At 42.7% G+C, this 24,099-nt stretch carries 19 protein-coding genes and 1 tRNA gene; 13 read left to right on the top strand and 7 right to left on the bottom strand.

Annotated features, from left to right (window positions below; all coding sequences use genetic code 11):
- Positions 1-19 precede the first annotated feature (19 nt).
- The 8 genes from kdsA (at position 20) to JMX94_RS03000 (ending at position 8,395) form a co-directional block, all read left to right on the top strand.
- Entirely contained in the window at positions 20-856 is an 837-nt protein-coding gene (kdsA, locus tag JMX94_RS03035) for a 3-deoxy-8-phosphooctulonate synthase (RefSeq protein ID WP_227673500.1), read from the top strand.
- A 36-nt stretch (positions 857-892) separates the two neighbouring features.
- Positions 893-1,147, top strand: coding sequence for a heavy-metal-associated domain-containing protein (locus JMX94_RS03030; RefSeq protein WP_087814436.1), 255 nt, complete (start codon positions 893-895; stop codon positions 1,145-1,147).
- A 206-nt stretch (positions 1,148-1,353) separates the two neighbouring features.
- The gene (locus tag JMX94_RS03025) at positions 1,354-1,578 is read left to right on the top strand and encodes a heavy-metal-associated domain-containing protein (RefSeq protein ID WP_201563082.1); all 225 of its coding nucleotides are present in this window, start codon (positions 1,354-1,356) and stop codon (positions 1,576-1,578) included.
- 320 nt (positions 1,579-1,898) lie between these two features.
- The gene (locus tag JMX94_RS03020; RefSeq protein ID WP_201563080.1) at positions 1,899-4,247 is read left to right on the top strand and encodes a cation-translocating P-type ATPase; all 2,349 of its coding nucleotides are present in this window, start codon (positions 1,899-1,901) and stop codon (positions 4,245-4,247) included.
- 358 nt (positions 4,248-4,605) lie between these two features.
- Positions 4,606-5,922, top strand: coding sequence for a phosphopyruvate hydratase (gene eno / locus JMX94_RS03015; RefSeq protein ID WP_201563078.1), 1,317 nt, complete (start codon positions 4,606-4,608; stop codon positions 5,920-5,922).
- Between the two features lie 154 nt (positions 5,923-6,076).
- Positions 6,077-6,385 carry a septum formation initiator family protein gene (locus tag JMX94_RS03010; protein WP_183620640.1) on the top strand — a complete coding sequence of 103 codons (309 nt, stop codon included), beginning with the start codon at positions 6,077-6,079 and terminating at the stop codon, positions 6,383-6,385.
- A gap of 132 nt (positions 6,386-6,517) precedes the next feature.
- Positions 6,518-7,303, top strand: coding sequence for a 2-C-methyl-D-erythritol 4-phosphate cytidylyltransferase (gene ispD / locus JMX94_RS03005; RefSeq protein WP_227673487.1), 786 nt, complete (start codon positions 6,518-6,520; stop codon positions 7,301-7,303).
- A 468-nt stretch (positions 7,304-7,771) separates the two neighbouring features.
- Positions 7,772-8,395 (top strand): BLUF domain-containing protein, encoded by a 624-nt coding sequence (locus JMX94_RS03000; protein ID WP_201563076.1) that lies wholly within the window; start codon positions 7,772-7,774, stop codon positions 8,393-8,395.
- A 271-nt stretch (positions 8,396-8,666) separates the two neighbouring features.
- On the opposite strand, the gene JMX94_RS02995 is transcribed toward JMX94_RS03000, so the two are convergent.
- The 3 genes from JMX94_RS02995 to pyrC form a co-directional block, all read right to left on the bottom strand.
- Positions 8,667-8,742 (bottom strand) — tRNA-Glu (locus tag JMX94_RS02995).
- 348 nt (positions 8,743-9,090) lie between these two features.
- On the bottom strand, positions 9,091-9,786 hold the full coding sequence (gene rnt / locus JMX94_RS02990) for a ribonuclease T (protein ID WP_374220391.1): 696 nt from the start codon (positions 9,784-9,786) through the stop codon (positions 9,091-9,093).
- Positions 9,787-10,242: 456 nt separating this feature from the next.
- Entirely contained in the window at positions 10,243-11,313 is a 1,071-nt protein-coding gene (gene pyrC / locus JMX94_RS02985; protein ID WP_201563072.1) for a dihydroorotase, read from the bottom strand.
- 413 nt (positions 11,314-11,726) lie between these two features.
- Between pyrC and JMX94_RS02980 the strand changes: the two genes are divergently transcribed.
- On the top strand, positions 11,727-12,965 hold the full coding sequence (locus tag JMX94_RS02980; protein ID WP_201563070.1) for an argininosuccinate synthase: 1,239 nt from the start codon (positions 11,727-11,729) through the stop codon (positions 12,963-12,965).
- 277 nt (positions 12,966-13,242) lie between these two features.
- Here the strand turns inward: JMX94_RS02980 and JMX94_RS02975 are convergent, their stop codons facing one another.
- Positions 13,243-14,529 (bottom strand): hypothetical protein, encoded by a 1,287-nt coding sequence (locus JMX94_RS02975; RefSeq protein WP_201563068.1) that lies wholly within the window; start codon positions 14,527-14,529, stop codon positions 13,243-13,245.
- Between the two features lie 146 nt (positions 14,530-14,675).
- Between JMX94_RS02975 and JMX94_RS02970 the strand changes: the two genes are divergently transcribed.
- A complete protein-coding gene (locus JMX94_RS02970; protein ID WP_201563066.1) occupies positions 14,676-15,191 on the top strand; it encodes a L,D-transpeptidase in 516 nt (171 codons plus the stop codon).
- 190 nt (positions 15,192-15,381) lie between these two features.
- The gene (locus tag JMX94_RS02965) at positions 15,382-15,996 is read left to right on the top strand and encodes a nitroreductase family protein (protein ID WP_374220390.1); all 615 of its coding nucleotides are present in this window, start codon (positions 15,382-15,384) and stop codon (positions 15,994-15,996) included.
- Positions 15,997-16,112: 116 nt separating this feature from the next.
- Here JMX94_RS02965 and JMX94_RS02960 read toward each other — a convergent pair whose 3' ends face one another.
- Both JMX94_RS02960 and JMX94_RS02955 read right to left on the bottom strand, forming a co-directional pair.
- Complete coding sequence (locus JMX94_RS02960) at positions 16,113-17,822, bottom strand: CYTH and CHAD domain-containing protein (RefSeq protein ID WP_201563064.1); 1,710 nt, start codon at positions 17,820-17,822, stop codon at positions 16,113-16,115.
- A gap of 278 nt (positions 17,823-18,100) precedes the next feature.
- Complete coding sequence (locus tag JMX94_RS02955; RefSeq protein ID WP_201563062.1) at positions 18,101-19,687, bottom strand: isocitrate lyase; 1,587 nt, start codon at positions 19,685-19,687, stop codon at positions 18,101-18,103.
- Between the two features lie 1,041 nt (positions 19,688-20,728).
- On the opposite strand from JMX94_RS02955, the gene JMX94_RS02950 reads away from it, so the two are divergent.
- Positions 20,729-21,718 (top strand): LysR family transcriptional regulator, encoded by a 990-nt coding sequence (locus JMX94_RS02950; RefSeq protein WP_201563060.1) that lies wholly within the window; start codon positions 20,729-20,731, stop codon positions 21,716-21,718.
- A gap of 515 nt (positions 21,719-22,233) precedes the next feature.
- Entirely contained in the window at positions 22,234-23,622 is a 1,389-nt protein-coding gene (locus JMX94_RS02945) for an NAD-dependent succinate-semialdehyde dehydrogenase (protein ID WP_201563058.1), read from the top strand.
- Between the two features lie 213 nt (positions 23,623-23,835).
- Here the strand turns inward: JMX94_RS02945 and JMX94_RS02940 are convergent.
- The coding region (locus JMX94_RS02940; RefSeq protein ID WP_265088930.1) for a formyltransferase family protein at positions 23,836-24,099 on the bottom strand (264 nt) is incomplete at its 5' end.

Genomic DNA, 24,099 nt, shown 5'->3' with positions numbered 1-24,099 from the left:
GCAATCGCATATCAAGCTTATGACGCCAAATGGCAATACAATCAATATCGGTAATGATCAGCCGTTTGTATTGTTCGGTGGTATGAATGTCTTAGAGTCAAAAGAATTGGCGTTTGAGATTGCCGAGCAGTATGTTGATATATGTCAGCGTTTGGATATCGGCTATGTTTTTAAAGCCAGTTTTGATAAAGCTAACCGTTCAAGCTTACATTCTTATAGAGGTCCTGGACTAGAGCAAGGTATCGATTGGCTTGGGCAAATTAAAGAAAAATTCCAAGTGCCAATTATCACTGACGTCCATGAACCTTATCAAGCAGCGCCCGTCGCTGAAGTTGCTGATATTATCCAGCTGCCAGCGTTTTTATCGCGTCAGACTGACTTGGTGCATGCGATGGCAAAGACAGATGCGATTATTAATATTAAAAAAGCACAGTTTTTAGCGCCGCATGAGATGCGTCATATCGTCAATAAATGTCTTGAAGGTGGTAACGATAAGCTGATACTTTGTGAGCGCGGTAGTGCCTTTGGTTATAATAATCTGGTCGTCGATATGCTTGGTTTTGATACCATGAAGCAGATGGATATTCCGGTATTTTTTGATGTAACGCACAGTTTGCAGCAGCCGGGTGCGCGTAGTGACAGTGCCGGCGGACGCCGTGAGCAAATCACCACCCTTGCTCGCGCAGGTATGGCAACAGGGCTGGCCGGGTTATTCTTAGAGGCGCATCCAAACCCAGAAGTTGCAAAATGTGATGGTCCATGTGCGTTGCGAACCAGTCAGTTAGAGCCGTTTTTACGTCAGCTCAAGCAGATAGATGATTTGGTTAAAGGCTTTGAGGTATTAGATACGCATTAATAATGTTAACAATGATATCGATGAGAGGGTAAGACGATGGCGATTAAAATAGCGCAGGTAAGTATCGAAAATATCGATGATACCGAAGGGCTTGAGAGCGTGATGACGGCGCTAAAAAATATTACCGGTGTCACTGAAATTGAGCTGGAGCCTGAAAATGGTGTTGCCTTCATTCGTTATGATGATACGCAAACGACCATCCATGCTTTCGTTGCGGCAATCAGTATGGTCGATTACGTCACTCAACCGTTTCCTATCGATGCCCCGCAAAATCCACGTTATCATGATTAGCGGTGAGGCATTGATAAAGGAAGATACACTTTCATAAAGCGGTTTCGTAAAGATACGAGCAATCAAACTTGTTGTTCAGCTTAATTGGGCTTATGCTAGTTCAATGCTGCAATGACTGTATTTAGAAAACAGCGATAAAAGCAGTTTATTAAAGCTATAAAAATACTCACTCATAAAAACTCAGTTATAAAAATAAGGAGCCTCTCATGGCAAACCAAACCCGTGTTATTAAGATTGATGGCATGACTTGTGGCGGCTGTGTGGCAAGCGTCCATAATGCCACCGCTGATATCGATGGTTTAGATGATATCAGTATCGAGCTTGCAGACAATCAAGCGACAGTCACCTTTGATGATAGCAAAACCAGTGCAGAAGTCATTGCTGCTGCTATCGATGAAGCGGGCTTCGATGCCACCGTTGCTAACTCGTAAGCATTGTCATTTAGTTAAGTAAACCAGCTATCATGGCTGGTTTTTTAATGGATATTTAAATGGTTTTTTTAATGAGCAATCACTATTTATACATATTAAGTTGCTTCTATCATTGTGCTGAGCGTTATTAAGCTGTAGAGAGTGACATACTTGAATAGCCAATATTCGTATCCATTTAATATTTAGTATCCATTAAGATTCATATTCAACTTTAAAACGCTTTACTTGTTTCATTTAGATTTTCCCTCCACTGATATTTTTATGGCCATATCAATTGATAAACGCTATAACGCGCTATAACGCAATAACGAGTTCTATTTATGAATGATTCTACCCGTACCAGCAATGAGCAGTCCTATGATGTTGAAACTGATATTCAGTCCAATACGACGACATCGCCTACGCGTGCACACTTGCAACTGGCCATTGATGGAATGACGTGTCAGGCCTGTGCCTCAAGAATCGAGAAGGTACTGAACAAAAAACCATCGGTATATGAGGTAAGTGTAAACTTCGCTGGCGAGACTGCCAATGTTGATTATGACCCAACGCAGACCACGCCTGAGCAGGTCACAGAATGGGTAAATAAAACCGGCTTCGTGGCCAATTTGCAAGCAGCAGATAGTTTGTTTGCACAAACAGACGAGGATACCGCGACTGAGTATCCGTGGCGCTTGATTGGGTTATGGGTTTGCTTGCTGCCGTTTTTAGTGGGTATGGCGGGCATGCTTGTTGGGCAAGGTATGGCGTGGATGCCGCCGGTTTGGATTCAGTTTATCCTAGCGACGATTGTACAGTTTGGATTGGCATTACCCTTTTACAAAAGCGCTTGGGCATCCATCAAAGGTGGTCTTGCCAATATGGACGTACTGGTGGTCATCGGTACGGTAACTATTTGGGCGTATTCAACATATCTATGGCTGACCCATGGCGATGGTACGTTAAACAGTCTATTGCAAAGTGGTCATGGTAGTGGACACGGCCCAGCTGTATATTTTGAAGCAGGGGTAATGGTCATTGCTTTTGTGCGTACGGGTAAATATCTTGAAGAGCGCACCAAAAAGCACAGCTTAAACAGTATTGATTTACTATTGTCATTAACCCCCGATGAAGTTGAGCAGCAGCAGCCGAATGGCGACTTTCATAATGTTGCGCTGCAAGATGTACAAGTAGGCGATATCTTGCGTGCTAAGCAAGGCAGCCGCGTGGCAACCGATGGGACAGTTATCGATGGTAGTGGCTGGTGTGTGGAGAGTCATTTAACCGGTGAGTCCGTACCACTGAAAAAAGAAGTAGGTGATGGACTGCTAGCAGGCGCTCTCGTCGAAAACGGCAGCTTACTCTATCGCGTTAGTGCTAAAGGTAGCGATACGAAGCTCGGTGATATGGTACAAGCGCTCAGCGATGCACAAGGCTCAAAAGCCAATTTAGCGCGCCTTGCCGATAGAGTAACGGCTATTTTTGTTCCTGTCGTGGTGACGATTGCCTTGATCACCTTTGGGCTGACATGGTGGCTAACGGGTATGATTGACACGGCGTTAATGCATGCCGTGTCGGTATTGGTCATTGCTTGCCCACGTGCGCTTGGTTTGGCCACGCCAGCGGCTATCAGGGCTGGTATGGGTGTCGCCGCGCGTCATGGTGTTTGGTTTAAAGACGCGCAAAGCTTAGAGGCGGCAGGCAATATCGATACCGTTGTTTTGGATAAGACAGGCACATTAACCATCGGTAAGCCTGCTATCGTCGATAATGTGATGGTAGATAAGTCACTAGCCGTTGATGATGTCCTGCAAATTGCCGCGAGTGTTGAGGCGCATGCCAGTCATCCATTAGCGACGGCATTGATTAACGCGGCTACTGAGCGAAACTTGCCATTGATGAATGTGACTGATATCAGTGTGATAAAGGGCGCTGGTATACAAGCAAATATCGAAGGCTTAGGCTTAATAAAGGTTGGTAGCGCAGAGTTTGCTAATTTGACGCTGCCAAAGCTGATGCCAAAAGTATGGCAAATCGCCAGTACGGTCGCTATTAGTATTAACGATGAGCCGCTAGGTGCTTTTGCCCTTGCTGATGACTTAAAGGATGACACGCCGCAAGCCATAAGAGCGCTACAAGATGCTGGCATCAATGTCATTTTGATGAGTGGTGATAAGCAATCGGTCGTTGACCATGTGGCAGGGCAGCTGGGTATCGAGCAAGCTTACGGTAAAATGAGCCCACGTGATAAAGCCAGCCAAATTGCTTTATTGCAAACGGCGGGTCATAAAGTTGCCATGGCAGGGGACGGCGTCAATGATGCGCCAGCGATGGCAACTGCCGATGCCAGCTTTGCCATGTTTGAAGGTACGGATGTCGCACAGCACAGTGCTTCTGCGCGCTTGATGGGCGAGTCGCTCATGCATATCGATGCGGCGCAAAAAATTGCGAATGCCACGGTGCGTAATATCAAGCAGAATCTATTCTTTGCTTTTATTTATAATTGCCTTGGTATTCCGCTTGCCGCTTTTGGCTTTTTAAATCCTATGATTGCCGCGGCTGCAATGGCGCTCAGCTCTATTTCGGTATTAATGAACGCGTTACGTTTGACACGATTTAAAACCGAGGTTGAACTGGATAACACTGTCTCTGGCGCACATAGCAATAGCAAACGTTTAACAAAAGCGTAAGCGTTATATCACTATTAATAACGGCACTAACAAAACGCTTTGATAACGACTACTATCGCTGCTCATATAGGTTTTTATGGGCGCAAGTTGGTGTAAGATAAGGGAAGTTTGGCAAAATTTATGCTATGATGCCAAGCATTATAGCCGACGCTTAAAGTGCCAAACCAACTTTTCACTATTCGCAAAATCATGCGCTAAATAAGCGGATTGTATCACTGGTATCAGATGATATAAATCGTATAAACAGGTAAGACTGGTTTGGGCATATTTGCTATACGATATTTTTTATCTTTTTTGTATTCTAGTTGCCGTTATTTATCCCACAAACTTGGCATGACCAAAGGAATTAACAGACATTATGTACGCTGAAGAAACCACCAACGTCACCGCAATTAAAGACATTCGCGCTCGTGAGATTTTAGACTCGCGCGGTAACCCAACGATTGAAGCCGATGTTATCCTAGCTGATGGCACTATTGGCCGTGCTGCTGCCCCAAGTGGCGCGTCTACTGGCTCACGTGAAGCGCTTGAGCTGCGTGATGGCGACAAAGATCGCTACATGGGTAAAGGCGTCAAAAAAGCCGTTGCCAACGTCAATAGCCAGATTCGCAGTGCGCTAATGGACAAAGATGTCACCGAGCAGCAAGGCATTGATGATGCAATGATTGCGTTAGATGGCACAGAAAACAAAGACAGCCTTGGCGCTAATGCCATGCTAGCAGTCTCTCTTGCGACTGCTAAAGCCGCTGCCAAGTCACAAAGTCTGCCACTACACCAATACATTGCAAACTTGCGCAATCAGACGTCATTGACGATGCCTGTACCGATGATGAACATCTTAAACGGCGGCGAGCATGCGGATAACACGGTTGATATCCAAGAGTTTATGATTGAGCCGGTTGGTTTCACTAGCTTCTCAGAAGCGCTGCGTGCGGGTACGGAGATTTTCCACAGCTTAAAATCTGTCCTAAAATCACAAGGCTTGAATACAGCGGTTGGTGATGAAGGTGGTTTTGCACCAAACCTACGTAGCAACGAAGAAGCTATCACTGTTATCATGCAAGCGATTGAGCAAGTTGGCTATAAAGCTGGCGAAGACATTCATTTGGCTTTAGATTGCGCGGCCAGTGAATTCTATAAAGACGGTCAATATATCTTGGCAGGCGAGGGTAATAAATCCTTTGATAGCCAAGGTTTCTCTGACTATTTAGTAGGCTTGGCGCGTCAATATCCTATTATCTCTATCGAAGATGGTCTTGATGAGTCGGACTGGGATGGCTGGAAGTATTTGACTGAGCAGATTGGTGATAAAGTCCAATTGGTCGGTGATGATTTATTTGTGACCAACCCTGCTATCTTGCAAGAAGGCATTGATAAGAAAATTGCTAATGCGATTTTGATTAAGTTTAACCAAATCGGCACCTTATCAGAAACGCTAGATGCGATTTATCTGGCGAAGAAAAACGGCTATGCAACGATTATCTCGCATCGTTCAGGTGAAACTGAAGACAGCACCATTGCAGACTTGGCGGTTGGTACTGCTGCTGGTCAAATTAAAACAGGCTCACTATGCCGCTCAGACCGCGTTGCAAAATACAATCAGTTATTACGTATCGAGCAACAAGTACGTGCAAGCTACCGTGGCCGTGAAGAGTTTATCGGTCTACGTGGCTAATAAGCTATACAGCTAAGCAGTTAGGCTTAAAACTAAGCGATATATCGTCATTGATATGATGATATATCGCTCATTAAGCTAAGCCTACTTAGTTTTTTACTTTACTCTATTATCTGTTTTCTATTGTCTCTTTATCGTTTGGCGTGATCAATTTATGAAATACTTTAGCCAATTTATGCTACTTGCTTTAGCCGTTGCCGTCCTTTTAGGACTGCAATATCAATATTGGCTGGGTGAAAACGGTCAGTTTGAGCATAATAAATTGCTGACACAGATTGATGAGCAGCAGCGCTTAAATGATAACCAAGTAGCGGCAAATAATTTGCTACGCACTGACGTTCATGACTTAAAGACCGGTCTTGAAGCAGTAGAAGAACACGCGCGCTTAGATTTGGGCTTAATTAAGCCAAATGAGACCTTCGTACAAGTATCAACAGCGCCGACGACGCACAGCCGTTATTAATCGCTCTTAATTTTACAAAATGAGTGTTTTCTACTATCTACAGTAGTGACATTATTGGTCTTAAAATATTTATGGTTAAAATCTAAACCTCTTTTTCACTTCTCTCCAGTCCTATCATCATGGAATCCAACCATGAGTATCAATCAAAGCCACCTTATGAATACCACACCACATATACATGCCATGATTGTTGCTGCTGGTCGCGGTAGTCGTTTTGGTGCCTCTATCGCAAAGCAATATACCATGCTACAAGGGCAGACCTTGCTACAGCATAGCGTGGCGCGGCTTGCTAATAGTGCTTATATTGATAAGTGCTTATTGGTTATAGCGGCAGATGACAGCACGGCAAAGACACTCAATTTTGCGCTGCCGATACAGTATGCCATTGGCGGCGCTGAGCGTTGGCAATCGGTACAAGCAGGGGTAGAAGCCATTCGTCAGACAGGTGCTAAAGATTCAGACTTGGTCGTGATACATGATGCTGCACGTCCTGCGGTGCCGCAACAGGATATCAATAAGGTGATTGAAGCGGCGATGCTAGAGCCTTATGGCGCTATTCTCGCCACGCCAGTAGCGGATACCTTAAAACAGTCCTACACCCAGCCTCATGCTCAATCTAAGACCACAAACGGCGTTATAGATAAGCCTGTCAATAGCAGCAGCCACTCTTACGCTAAGCGCACTATCGACCGTAGTCATATGTGGCAAGCACAAACGCCGCAAGTATTTCGCTTAGGTGAGTTGCAGCGAGTATTAACCTATGTTGCTGAGAATCAGCTAGAAATTACCGATGAGGCCAGCGCTTTTGAACATTTAGAGCTGCCGATTCGCTTGGTGTCTGGCAGTCGACAAAATATCAAACTGACTTATCCTGACGACGCTATCTTGCTCGCAGCGATTCTTACCGCCCAATCCTAATTATTATAGAAAGCGATAAAGCACTTATAAGAAGCGATAAAGCACTCTTCCTTTATGATTCTTATTCTCTATGTAAACTGTTTTCTATCTAACCTGTTTTGCTATCAATCTTAACGTTCTCAATAACTAAATTGAGCGCTTATAACTTCATGCGCCTATTTTTTCTCTTTATGTCTCTAAAACTTTTAAATTACCTATTCTAGGAAGACATATTCATATCATATTTTGCCTATAAATAATTCTAAAGCATAGCTTAGTATTAATAAGTAGAGGCTTAAGATAAACATATATTGCTTTGATGACGAAAATAGCCTATGATGTAACCAACTTAATACAATTAATATAAACATTTATAAATCAATAATATAACAAGTGGATTTGCTATCCTCAAACATCTTGTCAGTATTTTTTATCTAAAGTTAGTATGGTTGTCTTAGCGACATTTACCTGAAAATAGGGAGTAGCTGATTGTCAACAGTCAATGATTCGACAAATCCAGTAACGCCAGATCTCTGCCAGCTTGTATATCTGAGCCACATTACGTCGACTGGTCTTGCAAGTGCGAGTACGCTTAACGACATCGCAGAAGTCGCCATTAAGCTGAACAAAGCCGATAATATTACTGGTATTCTTTGCTACGGCAACGGATACTTTTTCCAGTGTGTGGAAGGTTCTGAGCAAGCATTAACCAATCTAAAAAATCGCTTATTGGTAGATGATCGACATCAAGATTTAAAGATTTTGGATTTTTCAGCGATTGCTGAGCGCCGTTTTGCTGGCTGGTCACTACGTTCTATTACGCTTGAGCGTTGGATGGTGAATGAGCCTAAGCTTAAAGCCTTTATGCCGTTTAAGCCCAATACGTGGGGCGCTAATGAATGGCAGCGGTTTTTGGATATTCTGCAAGGTTATTATGAAGAACAAGAAAAATCCGGCGAGCTTGATACGCAGCCGATAAAATATAATACCTTAGGGGTAACCTTGGGCAAAGTAGTCGGACAGCACCAAGCCTTTTTCCTTATTCAGACCATATTGGGCGGCTTGATTGTATTGGCGCTACTTTGGCTGATGCTAGCAGATAAGATTTGGTAGGCTTTTCTAAAAAATAAAACTCACATATTAAAAAAGCCAGCATTAATCGCTGGCTTTTTGCTGTCATAAGCTTTTTGCTTTTATAAATTTATCATAAAAAGTCATCATAAACCGCTGCATTGTCACTGATACGAAATTATAACAACGCATGAGAAATGAGCAGGCATAAAAAAAGCCCACTCACAAAAAATGTGAATGGGCCTTTTGATGGTACGCTTATTAGTCTTATCAATGCTTTACAGCAAACTTGCTAACAAGTGACGCCAAATAGTGGCGTCCCCAGGGGGATTCGAACCCCCGTTACCGCCGTGAAAGGGCGGTGTCCTAGGCCTCTAGACGATGGGGACTAGTACAACGCTTCAGCTGCTTTCACCTTTATGCTGAAGTGGTGCGTATTCTAATGGCGTCTGCGTTTTCTGTCAAGCCTTTTTCTTCGTCTTTTTAAAATTAAATATCTTTTTTTGAGCGCGCGGCGTGGATGTAGGTCGTTACGCTTTAAATGATGCCGAATCCATAACGACGTACAAGTGCTAATGGTTAAAGCGAGCAGCATATAACCGATGATGGTTGCCCATAACTTAAACTGTGGCTCCATAGCAAAGTCCCTTTTGTTAAGCTCAAATAATCCATAGCAGGTTATTAACTATAGATAGCACTATTATTTGCGTTTAACAATGGAGGGCGTGTGCTTTATGTTATTTGGTGTCGCTATCGGTTGCTTGTACGGTAGTGTCTGCGGCGCTATCTTCTGTCACCTCCGAGTTGCTCTGCTCAAGATGCATCGCATTCGATAGCATAGGGTAGCTGTTTAGGATATGACAAAATAGCTCAGCGGTCTTTTGGGTATCATAGAGCGCTGAATGAGCGTCTTTACCGTCAAAGTCGATGCCAGCCGCCTTACAGGCACGTGCTAATACTGTCTGTCCAAATGCTAAGGCAGACAGGGTCACGGTATCAAAGACTGAAAAATTGTGAAATGGGTTATGGTTTTTGCTATTGGTACGCAGTACCGCCGCATTTAAAAAGCCCAAGTCAAAATGCGCATTATGGCCGATAAGGACGCATTGGCGGCAGTCTTCAGTACGGCGCACTTCCTTTAAACCTTTAAAAATACGGCGTAGCGCTGTTTTTTCATCTTCGGCAATGGCTTTACGTAGTGGGTTTTTAGGGTCAATACCGGTAAAAGCGAGGGCGCTTGGCTCAAGGTTTGACCCTTCAAAGGGTTCGATATGAGCATTTAAAGCCTCGCCCGGATAAAACACACCCTGCTCATTTAGCAGCACAGGAATACAGGCAATCTCTAATAAGGCGTCTGTTTGCGCATTAAAGCCGGCCGTTTCAACATCGACGACGACAGGCAAGAACTTACGAAAACGCTCTTTTAAGGTCATGGGCGCTTGTTCGTCTGTGTTGCCATCGGTCGTGTTGGTTGCATTGCTAGTATTAGTGACATTGCTAGTATTGTTTGCGTTGTTTTCAGGTAGGGCGGCATCGTTTTGAATGGTCATATCAAGTTAAATCGCTTTTATCAGTCGTGCTGTGGCATTGAAGTAAAAAATTAAGTTAAAGAATTGAATTAAAAATCGCTAAAAAATAAACATCCTATGATGCGAGTATTGCTTTTGCTAATGGAGTTGCCTTTTAGCAGAAGCACATTGTCTATCATAGGAGATAGCCCTAAATAAAATAAGTACAAATATTATAATACGCTACTGGTATAAATTTTCCTTGCTTGCTGTGCGCTTCGCACTCCAGAGGCTGCGCACAATTTATACCAGTAGCACGATGTTTATTTTATAGGGGATCGAATAGATAATAGAGACGCAGGCAGTTTTACGTCATCACTATTAGGCTTTAATAGACCAAGGTAATATCTCGCCCGCCATTAATGGCGTTAACGACGAGCCATCAAAATAAGGGTAGTCGGTTGGTACTTGCATCGGCGTATTGATCAAAGTAATGGTGCTTTCGTGGACTGGTAAGCCATAGAATTGAGCGCCAAAGCGACTCGCAAACCCTTCAAGCTTATCAATTTTACCGACACTATCAAAAGCGGTGGCATATAGCGGTAGCGCATTAGCGGCGCTATAACAGCCGGCACAGCCGCAAGCAGATTCTTTTGCGTTCGTTGCATGAGGCGCAGAATCTGTGCCTAAAAAGAATTTCGGATTGCCACTGGTGGCAACATCTAACAATACTTTTTGATGGCTTTCGCGCTTCAAAATAGGCAAGCAATAAAAATGCGGTTTAATACCACCGACCAGTAAATGATTGCGGTTAAACATCAGATGTTGCGGCGTAATGGTGGCAGCAACTTGATTTCCTTGTGCTAAAACAAAGTCAGCGGCATCACTGGTGGTGATATGTTCCATTACAATTTTCATGGTTGGAAATTTGACAATGATTTGTGCCAATACTTCGTCTAAAAAGCGTTTTTCGCGGTCGAAAATATCGACATGGTCGTGAGTCACTTCACCATGTAGCAGTAATGGCAGATTGTATTTTTCTAACGCTTCAAAGATATCGACGCGGGCATTGATATCAGTAACGCCATCAGCAGAGTTGGTGGTTGCGCCAGCAGGGTAGAGCTTGACCGCTTGGACGATACCTGATTTTGCCGCCATTTCGATATCATGGGCGCTGGTGTTATCCGTAAGATACAAGGTCATCCGTGGGTCAAAAGCTGCTTTGCGCTCAGTACTCAAATTACTTGCTTCTAACTGCTGCATGATGCGCGCACGATAAGCGTGGGCATCATCAACATTTTTAACAGGTGGCACAAGGTTTGGCATGCAGATGACGCGGTTAAAGCTTTGGGCGGCATGCGGAACAGTGGTTGCTAACGCTTTATCATCGCGCAAATGAATATGCCAATCATCTGGTTGCAGGATGGTTAATTCTCTAATCGAATCAGTCATGGTGTCATCGCGCTCTATATCGTCATATACGGGAGTGAAGGGGGGAGTCTTGCTGTGCTGCTATCATAACAGATTTGCCTACTTGACTAAATATGCGGAAAAATATCTGTACATAAATGATAAGCGATTTTTTACCGGATTAACTTTTGACAAAGTTTTAAGAATCTTGTTAGAAATGATAGTTGTTTAATGAGGGTTGTTTACAGCGACTGTTATTTGAAATAACCGGATTTATAGAATTAACCTCAAATATAAGGGAAAACCCAGTGCCTGATGGCAGTGCTACTTTTGCCGCTAGTAAATATGATGTACACTGAGCAGGCAATCTATCTTTTATTGATTTCATCCCATCATTCGCATTTTACGTCCCATTAAATGTATTCGACAATAAATTCTTATATTAGGAGTTCTTCATGGCTCAGCTTGATCCAAAAACTATTAATAAAATCGTCTTGGCATATTCAGGTGGTCTTGACACCTCAATTATCGCCAGATGGCTACAAGAAACCTATGATGCAGAAGTGATTACTTTCACCGCTGACATTGGTCAAGGTGAAGAGGTTGAGCCTGCGCGCGCCAAAGCTGAAGCAATGGGTATCAAGCATATCCATATCGAAGACTTACGTGAAGAATTTGCCCGTGATTACGTATTCCCGATGTTCCGCGCCAATGCCATCTATGAAGGCGAGTATCTGCTAGGGACTTCTATCGCGCGTCCATTAATTGCCAAGCGTTTGGTTGAAATTGCTAAAGAACATAACGCCGATGCTATTAGCCATGGTGCGACCGGTAAAGGTAACGACCAAGTACGTTTTGAGCTTGGCGCCGTTGCTTTGTCTCCTGATGTGGTCACCATTGCGCCATGGCGTGAGTGGGATTTATCGAGCCGTGAAAGCTTGATGAAATATGCTGAAGAACATAATATTTCTATCGATTATGCCGGCAATAAGAAAAAATCTCCGTATTCAATGGACGCCAACTTACTGCATATCTCATATGAAGGTGGTATTTTAGAAGACCCATACGCCGAAGCAGAAGACGATATGTGGCGCTGGTCAGTTAGCCCAGAAGAAGCACCTGACGAAGCACAATATCTAGAATTAGAATACAAACAAGGCGACATCGTTGCTATCGATGGTGAAGCGCTTAAGCCTTATGAAGTGATGATTAAGCTTAATGAGATTGGCGGTAAGCATGGTATCGGACGTTTAGATATCGTCGAAAACCGTTATGTCGGTATGAAGTCACGCGGCTGCTATGAAACCCCAGCGGGTACTATTATGCTAAAAGCGCATCGCGGTATCGAATCATTGACGCTTGACCGTGAAGCGGCGCATCTAAAAGATGAGCTGATGCCACGTTACGCTAAGATTATCTATAACGGTTATTGGTTCAGCCCTGAGCGCATGATGCTACAAGCCTTGATTGACAAATCACAAGAATATGTCAACGGTACCGTACGCGTTAAATTATACAAAGGTTCTGTAAGCGTCGTTGGTCGTAAGTCAGATGATTCATTGTTCGATGAAAAAATCGCCACTTTTGAAGATGATGCAGGCGCCTATGATCAAAAAGACGCCGAAGGCTTCATCCGTTTAAATGGTCTGCGTTTGGCGATTGAAGCCAGCCGTGGTCGTGATTTATCGAAGTAAGCCAGATTTGCGGTAGTCAATTCGAGACATAGACGATACGTTAATAGTCACGTGCGACTGTTATAAATTTTCCTTGCTTGCTGTTATCACAGAGGCTACGAAAAATTCATTCCAGTCGCACTATATTGATTTTAAAGTCAGTCTACTATCGACACAACATAAGCAAGAAGAAATAAACAAGGCGCTATTAAGTTAGCGCCTTTTTTTATGGGTTTTTGCAGGTTTGTTCGACTATTTTTTGATGATTAAAAAGTTATGTATTAATTGCTGCCACTTGTCATTGTGCTGCTTTTGCTTCTTCAGCACCATCTTCATCATCGTCTACCATGACGATAGCCACATCTTGCTGTTGACGCTCCTTAATAAGGTCTTGTTCTATGACCTCTTCTGTCGCCAGTAACACGCCATCAGATTTTTGGCTTTGATATTTAAGAGCGGCAAGCGCGCCAAGCACGCCGATAACAGCTATAATAATCAAGATAACGGGATTTTTCCAGAGAGGTATAGGCGCGTCGTATTCAATGGGCTTTTCACTGGCGGTGGTTGGCGTATTGTCGTTATTGCTACCGATTAGACCCAAACTGACCAAAGGTGGTTTCGGTGCGCTGGCAGGCTCGGAGGTAATACGTAGGCGATTACGCTGCAAGTATATTTCTGAAATTTTAGCCAATTGCAGCAACCAGCGTTGGTGCGGTAAGCTGATAGCGGTCATTTCTGCAAACATGAGCAAGTCATTATGTTTGCCTTGCTGAGCATTTGCAGATGAGCGTCCGATGACTTTTAAATAATTACCCGTCGCCAGTTGCATATCTTGCACCGGCTCATGACGTTCAGGTTTAAATGTCGTCAATTCATGCCAGCAAGGATTAAAAACTGGCGGGGTATCAGCGAGCTGCTCTATACTTAATAAGGTACGTTCTGTATTAGGGCTATTCTCGACTTCTGCTTTTATTTCAGCTGCCGATTCCAAAACGCCTTCTATCGGCGCAGTTAAACTTTTATCTTCATTAGCTTCATTCGATTCGATAGAAGTTGGTTCATTGGCGGCAAAACGAGCAGCTGATAAAAACTGCGGTTGTAAGGCAAACCATTTATCCATCTCATCATTATCAAGTTGGCTATATTCGGCTAAAATAGCCAGCTCGCGTAAGACAATCACGCATAGAGACGTGAGCAATATCTGCACTTGCGATGTCGTTGCGTCAATCTGTTTGGCAATATATTCACTGGCTTTAATCACGCGAGCATTATCATAAAATATCGCATCCGCCGCTTCATGGCGATGATATAACGTCGCATTGATGGTGGAAAAATTCATCGAGTTATATTGGCGCAGCTCTTTAACCGCGCCGCGCCCAAACAGCTTTTTGCTCACCGCTTGTCCATCATTATGCTGCTGGTAAGCAAGCAAAGCACTGACAATGGCTTGCAAGCTGGCATCCATCGCCAAGCGCGCTTGCGGTAATGAAAGCTTGGCCGCATCTGCCAATAATGACACCATCGGCTTGGTATCTTGATAGAGAAAATCATACATCGACACACGTGTCGGTGAAATAGTCGTCATAATCTGCTAGCATCAAAAAGTGTGCCCCTATATTACGGTGCCAAAAGCCTTGATACAATCCCTTAATAATAGAAAAATTCACTCAACTTACTCATCATGCGGTCAATAATGACATCCATTAGGTGAATGACCGCTGGAATCCCTTTATGACAAATAATGAAAAAACGAATAGGCATTTAGTGATTAATATTGCTCAGCAAAATTTAACTCTTTACCAAGACGATAAAGAAGTGACTCAATATACGGTGTCTACCGCTAAAAATGGCATAGGCAGTCAGCAAGATAGCGGCTGCACGCCCCTTGGCAAACATTTTATCGCCAAGAAAATCGGCGCAAATGAACCTATGAATGCGGTATTCATTGGCCGTATTCCTACGGGCGAGATATATAGTGCAGAGCTTGGCAAGCACCATCCTGAGCGCGATTGGATATTAAGCCGTATTCTCTGGTTAAGTGGACTGGAAGAGGGAGTCAATAAAGGCAGCAATAGCCAAGGTGGCTGTGATACCTATCAGCGCTATATTTATATCCATGGTACGCCAGACAGCGAGCCGATGGGCTCGCCGCTCTCACATGGCTGCATACGTATGCGTAATGAGGATATTATGGAATTATTTGAGAGAGTGGAAGAAGGTACAGCAGTGATGATTATCGCTAGTTAGCTACTATTTATTACTCATTAAAGCTTAAGTAAAACAGAATAACTTTATAGAGTGATTGATAAAATAAACTTTATAGAGTCTAGACGTTATTTAGTATATTGATATAATAGCCTCCTTGTTAATATCAACGTGTCATGCCAAATACGGCACGTTTAACCTACATTCTATTATAATTATCAGGATAATGATGATGTCTAAAGAAAGTCTAGTCACTTTACAACAAGCCTTTGATGAACGCCGTTCGGTATATGCTTTGGGCAATGAGCTACCAGTAGAGCCACAAGCGATTGTCAATATGGCCGAGCGTGTTTTATTGCATACGCCTTCTGCTTTTAATTCACAATCTTCGCGCTTGGTGGTATTGTTTGGTGCCGAGCATCAGCAGCTATGGGATATCGCCGAAGAGAAACTGCGTGCAGCCGTTGGTGATGGCGACTTTTCTGGCAGTAAGCAAAAGCTAGACGGTTTCCGTGCTGCCGCGGGTACTGTGCTGTTTTATGAAGATAAAAACGTGACTCAATCGCTGCAAGAGCAATTTGCGCTATATGCAGACAGATTCCCCGTTTGGGCTCAGCAAACCTCGGCCATGCATCAATATGCCATGTGGACAGAGCTACGTACCTTGAACGTTGGTGCCAACCTACAGCACTACAATCCGCTTGTTGATGAAGATGCCGCTAAAGCATTTTCTATTCCAGATAGTTGGGAATTGGTTGCGCAAATGCCGTTCGGTAACATTGTTGAGCCTGCTGGCGAGAAAACCTATCAGCCAGTTAGCGAGCGTATGAAAGTGCTAGGTTTATAAAAGCGCTAAGTTTATAAAAAAGACAGCCCATATATAATGAGCTGTCTTTTTTATGCTAAGATTTTTATTTAAAGCTTTGTTTATTCTAAGCTTGATTCATAATGCTATGAGCATTTTTACCAAAATATTGAGCTGTCTATCACTTTAGCCAAGCGTTTTTCGCTGCGCTTATGGTCTCTTGTTAGCATGGCTGAAAACCAACCAGCGCCATATAGGGCATTGCTATCTGTCTCTGATTTCAACTGATAGCGCTGTTGATACATTATATGATTGCGATAGTGATTCAAAGCTGTTTGCGCTTTGACCAAACGTTTTAGCCAGCGCTTGGTTTTCTTTTTTGACTTTTTCTTCTCTAATAATGGCGCGGCAAATTCACTGATATAAAGTAAGGTTGTTAACTGCTGATGCAGCTTGCTCATTGCTTGCTCTGTATCACTATTTTCTATATCGTCATTTTCTACATCAAGTTTTTTTGAGTTGATACTTTTTGAATTGACGTTTTCTAAGTCACTATCTTCTAAGTCACTATCTTCTGAGTCAATACTTTGTAACTCATCATTTTTTAAATCATTATTTTCTATAGTGATGCTATCTGAGTCAGCACCCTTTTTACTCTGTAGTATTTGTGCTGCTTTGCCAAGCTTTGCATACTGTTTGGATAATGTTTTTGCCAGCTTATCGATGACGGGTTTATCCGCTTGCGGTTCAAGGCTTGGGTCGCTCATGGTAAAGGCAATCAGCTCAAGTAAGGTCAGCTGAAAATCATTGGCACCGACAGTATCCTTTGGGCTAATCTTGAGCGTATCAATGTCAGCTGCCCAATCGACGATAGGTGCGCCCTGCTGTTGTAAATCAGGCTCTATATGGAAGGCGAGATAGGCAAGCTTTTGGTAGTTATTAATTAAAGCCGCTGTTTGTTTTACTATCGGCAGCCAGTCTGGATTGATTTCGTCAGAATAGCTGGCGAATGCTTGTAGGGCAGCTTGCAAGCGGACAATGCCAATGTACAGTTGCAGGATATGGTCATCATCTTCGCTGCCCGCGACGATAGCGCTGCTGTTTGGTAGTATTTGCAGCAGACAGTTATGCACTACTGCCCGTATAAATGCAGGCATGCTGCTGTCTTTGTTGATAGTCAGCTGGTCAAGGTCAGCACTGACGGCTGGGCTATGATGTTGCCCTGTAATCAGCAAGCTACCGCGCTCAGCCTTGGTCACCGTAGACAGGCAAAGCTTATAACGCTTACACCACGTTTTGGCCGTGGTAAATAAAAAGTCTATATCGCCTGATATTAGCTCAAACTCAATTTCTTGAATAGCGTCGCGCTGGCTATCATCATTACCGTGGATAATTTCTCCATAATCATATGCCATCTCGATATGGTTATTTGCTTCATCGTCACTCTCATCTACCAGCAATCGTGTGGTGCGCTCGACATCGGTCACGTATAACCGAGTAAGATTTTTGGCCAGTTTTTTTAGTTTAAATTCAGCCAAAGCAGGAGCGACAGAGGTGTTTTTATAAATGCTTAAATCGGGCATGAGCGTATTACTATCGAGCATAGCCTGTACCTGCTCATTATCCAGTGGCGCATTGTGCTCTAAACGTGCCGCAATACCGTCGCCACCCGCTTTGATGGTCTGTACCCACGCATCGCCTTCTTTACGAATACGTAAGCCAATACCCGCCTGTGCAAGCTGTTGGTCAGGGGTATCATAATAATGGGCCGCCAGTTGCGTTACTTCAGATGATTTGACTTGTGCTTGGCGCAGCAAGCCTTTTAGTCGTGATTCTGGTACCAAAAACTTTAGCTCTATCTCTTGCATGATGGCTCCCGATTATTTTAATACTATGTAAATTATTATCTCATTGATTACCATCGTATGAAAGCTATCGGTGAATAACAAGTAAAACTTTTGTTTTGGTTGGCTCAAGTAATAGGAGTAGTGAGTAAATGAACGGCAGTTAATGAAACGATTGCTTAAGTAGCACTGTTATTGCAGGAGATGGGGTTATGTATAGCGCATAAAAAAGCCGCCCTACAAGGTAGGACGGCTTTTCTTAAAACTTTTACTTATAAAGTGTACTTATAAGTGGTCGGACATTAGAACTGGTTCATCGTGTTCTTGCCGCCGCCAGCTTTAAGGGCGTTTTCACCAGAGAAGATTTCTTTGTGATCATCGCCAAGGTCAGAACCAGCCATTGCTTGGTGCTTAACACAAGCGATGCCTTCACGGATTTCTTTACGTTGTACGCCAGCTGCATAAGCAAGCATACCGTCATCACCGAAATAGCCTTTAGCAAGTTCATGAACGCTAAGAGCAGTAGTGTGATAAGTAGGTAGCGTGATTAAGTGATGGAATACACCGGCTTCACGTGATGCATCACGTTGGAAGTTTCTAGCCGCTTCGTCAGCTGCTGTATCAAGTTCAGTACCATCGTAATCAGCACTCATCAAGTCATCTTTATTGTATGCAGAGATGTCTTTGCCTTCTTCTTCCCACTGAGCGATGATTTGCTTACGGAAGTTAAGCGTCCAGTTGAATGATGGGCTGTTGTTGTATACAAGCTTGGCTTTAGGCTGCTCTTCTTTAATACGGTCAACCATCATTTTGATGTGTTCTACGTCTGGAGTTGGTGTTTCGATCCATAGTAGATCAGCACCGTTTTCTAGAGCAGTGACACAGTCAAGGACAACGCGGTCGATGTTCGTTTCTTCACGGAACTGATATAGACCGTTTGGCAAGCGAACTGGACGTACTAGTTTGCCGTTGTGCTTAAGCAAGCTGTCGTTTTCTTTTGCATTTTCTAAAGTCACTTCTTCCATTTCGATGAAGTCGATGTATTTAGAAGCAAGGTCGCCTGGCTCATTTGATACTGGGATTTTTTGCGTTAGTGATGCGCCTTCAGAGTCAGTACGAGCAACGATGATGCCGTCTTCAACACCTAGCTCTAGGAATGCATAACGAATAGCATTTAGTTTAGAGATGAAGTCTTCATGCGGTACCGTTACTTTACCAGCTTGGTGACCACATTGCTTAGCGTCAGATACTTGGTTTTCAACCTGAATAGCACAAGCACCAGCTTCGATCATTTGCTTAGTTAGCAAGTAAGTCGCTTCTTCGTTACCGAAACCTGCATCGATGTCAGCAATGATTGGCACAACGTGTGAATCAAAGTTTTCGATTTTTTCTAGGATAGCTGAAGTGTCTTGACCGGCTTCTTCTGCAGCGTTTAGCTCACGGAAGTAGTCGTTTAGTACTTTAGCATCAGCTTGACGTAAGAAGGTGTAGATTTCTTCGATTAGCTTAGGCACAGAGGTTTTTTCGTGCATAGATTGGTCAGGAAGAGGACCAAACTCAGAACGAAGGGCTGCAACCATCCAACCTGATAGGTAGATATAAGTTTTTGACGTCGTACCAAAGTATTTTTTCTTAGCGTACATAGTTTGCTGGGCAACAAAACCATGCCATGCACCTAAAGACTGCGTGTACTGAGACGTATCATTGTCATAGTCTTCCATATCTTGACGCATGATTTTTGCAGTATATTTTGCGATATCTAAACCGGTTTTAAAACGGTTTTGTGACATCATACGTGCCGCATCAGTCTCGCTAATGTTCTGCCAGTTACCGTGCTTTTGCTTTAATTCACGTACTAAATCGATCGCTGATTTATATGCAGTTGACATCTATAGTCTCCTTGGTGGGGTGTAAAAAACGAAAATTTAATTGTCAAAACAATTAAAGATGGGGCAACTAACTTTTTATCTTAATAAATAAGTATCTTACGAACTTTGTATTTTACTAAAACCTAAACCTAAACCTAAACCTGAACCTAAACCTAAACCTAAACCTAAACCTAAACCTAAACCTAAACCTAAACCTAAACCTAAACCTAGTTCTTATCGTCACTATATCAAGCTTGTATGACATCAAATATGACAGTTTGCGTGATATAGCCAATTTAATATCGTTAAAACTAGGTTGCCGCTTAATTATCCAGCCAGCCTTACTTACCCTAAACAAACCTGCCTATTAATACAAGGCGATTGCTGAACTTGTCAGTTAAAAATTATTTAGTTAAAAGCTAGTGGGTAAAAATATGTGCTGACTATCAAATGATTATAGTTAAGTGACCGTAGCTAGCTGATAGTGAGTGACGATAGCTAAATGATAGCGGTAGTAATTGAAAATATTCTATGCTTAAAAAGCTTCTATATGATGTTTAAGCAATATAATGTTTAAGCAATTATGGGTTAGCAATATCATATTTGGTGATAAGAGATGTTACAATAATCGATGCTGTCTCTAAGACAGGCGATGACACGATAATTTATGATGGCTCATTGCCCATTTAATCGTACTGTGCTATCACGACTCATCTTCAAAATGCTTTTATTATTAAGCGGTTAGACTCACTACATTTAACGCTCAGAGCGGATTTTTGTGGTCTTCGCTGTATTTGGTCTACGGCAATCACTATAACTGCCTTACCAAGATTTATCTAATTTATGATTGTTATCTTGGGTATTTTATGTGCTTATAGTATAGATAAAACAATGGCTTATGCTGGTTAAATTGCGTTATAATAAGCATATTCTAGAAAAGTTTAATAAAAAATATAGTTATATTATGCTGTTATGGCAGCTTTAGTTAAAATAACAGCGCGAAAAATGCCAAGCTTGCTCAAGCTTATTGTGGTATTTATTCTAAGGCAAAGAGAAAAATATATGAATTTGCAGCGGGTTGATTTGAATTTATTGGTGCATTTAGATGTGCTGCTTCGTGAAAAAAACGTCACACGTGCTGCTGAGCAGCTTGGTATTACCCAGCCTGCGATGAGTAATATTCTAAGGCGCTTACGCAAATTGTTTAATGATCCATTGTTGGTACGTTCCTCAGAGGGCATGACGCCAACCGAGCGCGCACTTGAGCTGCAGCCGCGTATTCGTGAGATACTTGCCGATTTGACCCAAGTGCTCGAGCCGCGTACCGAGTTTCGCCCTTATAGTACCTCGCGCGTTTTCCGTATTATGACCTCAGACTATGCAGAAGCGACTTTGGTGCCTAAGCTTGTTAAAGCGCTGCGTTCTGAAGCGCCCAATGTCATTTTGGATTTCTTGACGCCATCTGACGTCTCATATCGTGATATGGAGCAGGGTCGGGTTGATTTGGCGATTAACCGCTTTAATGAGATTCCACAAAGCTTCCATCAAGTTTTGGTTTGGCGCGATACCTTTAGCTGTTTATTGTCGTCAGAAAGCCCTTATGCCAACCGCTTTAATCTAAAAAATTATCTAAAAGCGCAGCATGTTTGGGTATCTAAAACGGGTATGGGTGTGGGCTTTGGCGTCAATCCAGAAAAATCTGGCGGACTTGGTTCTATCGATCAGGCGCTACAACGCTTAGGTCAAAAACGCCAAATCAGTGTTTTTACCCGCCATTACCAAATGCCCGCCATGCTTGCAGCCAATAAAGATTTGATTGCGACTTTGCCGACGCGGGTGGCAAAAATGCAAGCCAATAATGACAGCATTAAAATGGAAGAGCCGCCATTTTTTATCCCTGAGTTTGAGCTGACCATGGCGTGGTCGCCCTTATTGCAACATCATCCAGCCCATCGCTGGTTACGCCAACTTATCATGCATGTGGCCCGTCAAATCGTCGATGAAGAAGACAATCCACCGCAAGAAATACCGATTATTAACCATTTGTTTTAATACGCTAATAATAAAATCAGCGTTTAATAAATGAATAAAACCAGCCCATCTCTTATGTGCTGGTTTTTTTATGCCCATTAGATACTCAGGCTTTATTGATCTGGCTCAAGCTATTTTTTTACAGCAAAGTTTGCATGACATTTATCAATGACACACTGTTAACATCTCATCCACACTTCTTCATAACTTGTAAAACTATGGTCAAATCCTTTTGTTATGATAGATGAACATTTAGTAAAAAGACAATTGCCACAAGCATTGTTAAGAAATATGAGCTAATCGTTAGCGCCTTTAACTACATATCTCTTAATACAGCTATCTCAATAAATACAGCTATCTCAATGTGAAGTGGCTTGTTCATCTCTCAATATTGTTATTTATCTAGCATAAAGACTTAGATAGTAGTCATATCTAGTAATCATATTGAGTCATCTATTGATAAAACGGTTCTTAAAAAGAATCTTTATTAATCAATTATTTATTACATAATAATCAAATAAATAAGGATAATTATCATGGCAGATATTACCACTGTGAACCCAACGACGGGTAAAGACATTAAAAACTATACTTATATGAGCAGCGATGAAGTTAATAAAATTATCGATGCCTCGCATAAAGCCTTTTCAGAATGGCGTTTGGTCAGTGCCGATGAGCGCGCCAAAGTGATTAACTCCATTGGCGAGACGCTGATGAAATATAAAGAAGAGCTTGCGAAGCTGATGACCGAGGAGCGCGGTAAGACCTTGGAGGCGAGCTTAGGTGAAGTAGATCTATGTAAAGCAATTTGTGATTTCACCGCTGGTGAAGGAATTGCCGCGCTAGCGGATGATGAGCGCGATATCGAAGGCATCAAAAAAGGTTTAATCAGCTACAATCCTATCGGTATTATCTATGGTATCCAGCCATGGAACTTTCCCGCGTATCAAGTATTCCGCTATACCATTGCCAACTTAATGGCCGGTAATAGTATCTTGCTTAAGCATGCTTCAAACGTAACAGGCTCAGGTTTGTTAATTGAAAAAATCATGCATGAGTCTGATTTGCCAAATGATTTATTCCGTACGCTCATCATTAGCCATGATCAGTCTGAAAAAGTCATTGAGCACGAAAAAGTACGTGGTGTCACCTTAACGGGTAGTGATGTCGCTGGTCGAGTGGTAGCGCAGCAAGCGGCAAAAGTGCTGAAAAAGACCGTTATGGAACTTGGTTCAAACGATGCCTTTATCGTATTAGAAGACGCCGACTTAGACTTAGCGGCTACTACTTGTGCCCATGCACGTTTATATAACAATGGTGAGACTTGCATCGCGGCTAAGCGTTTTGTGGTCGTCGATAGTGTTTATGACAAATTCCGTGATTTGGTTATTGAGAAGTTTAAAGGCTATCAAATCGGCGATCCAATGGAAGAATCGACTGACGTAGGGCCGATGTCAAGCAGCAAGCAGCGTGATGAGTTGCATAAACAAGTGCAAGAAAGTGTCAGCAAAGGCGCAACCATTACCTTGGGCGGTGAAATACCTGATAAGCCGGGTTCTTTTTATCCACCAACAATTCTGGAAAATATCAAACCAGACCAGCCTGCTTATAAAGACGAGCTATTTGGTCCTGTGGCAGCGCTTATTCGTGCCAAAGACCAAGATGATGCGTTCCGAATTGCCAATGACAGTCGTTATGGACTGGGCGGTGCTATCTTCTCAAAAGATGAAGAAAAGGCGATTAATTTAGCCCAGCAGCATTTTGACACAGGTATGGTTTATATCAATGGTTATAACTTAGTCAATCCAGGCTTGCCATTTGGTGGCGTTAAAGACTCAGGTTATGGTCGTGAACATGGAGGCTTTGGTATCAAAGAGTTTGTGAATATTAAAGCTGTACACGTGGTTGGTAAAAAGCCTGTTTAATTATTAGAATGTTTTAGGCTTCTAATTTTAAATGCTTAGTTTGTTAAAAGCCTAGTTTGTTAAAAGCCTAGTTTTCTAAATACCTCGTTATTGCGTAACGAGGTATTTTTTTGCTAGCAATTTGCTATAAACACCTCGTTATTTAAGCACATAAAAAAAGCAGAACCAATTACGGATTCTGCTTTTTTAAAATATATAAATAGACTTCAAGCCTTAATCATTTAACCATAGCTTTAAAGGTAAAGCAGGTAAGCAAGATAATTCAGCATCATTATGCGGGGTGTTTAAGTCAATAATACCGTTAGCAATTAGTAATATCGTCCACGGCAGCAGTTGATGTTCACCTTTTTGTACGCGTGCTTGCAAACTATCAGCAGTGTCTTTTTGATTGACTTCAAGCAGCGCTTGGGTCAAAACAGCGCCGGCATCAAGCTCAGCAGTAACCACATGGATACTACAGCCATGATGACGTTCACC

Source organism: Psychrobacter sp. CMS30, assembly GCF_904846565.1.
In the GTDB taxonomy this organism is placed as follows: Bacteria; Pseudomonadota; Gammaproteobacteria; order Pseudomonadales; family Moraxellaceae; genus Psychrobacter; species Psychrobacter maritimus.
Note: the sequence above shows the minus strand (reverse complement) of the source record. Positions and strands in the feature narration are given on the sequence as shown.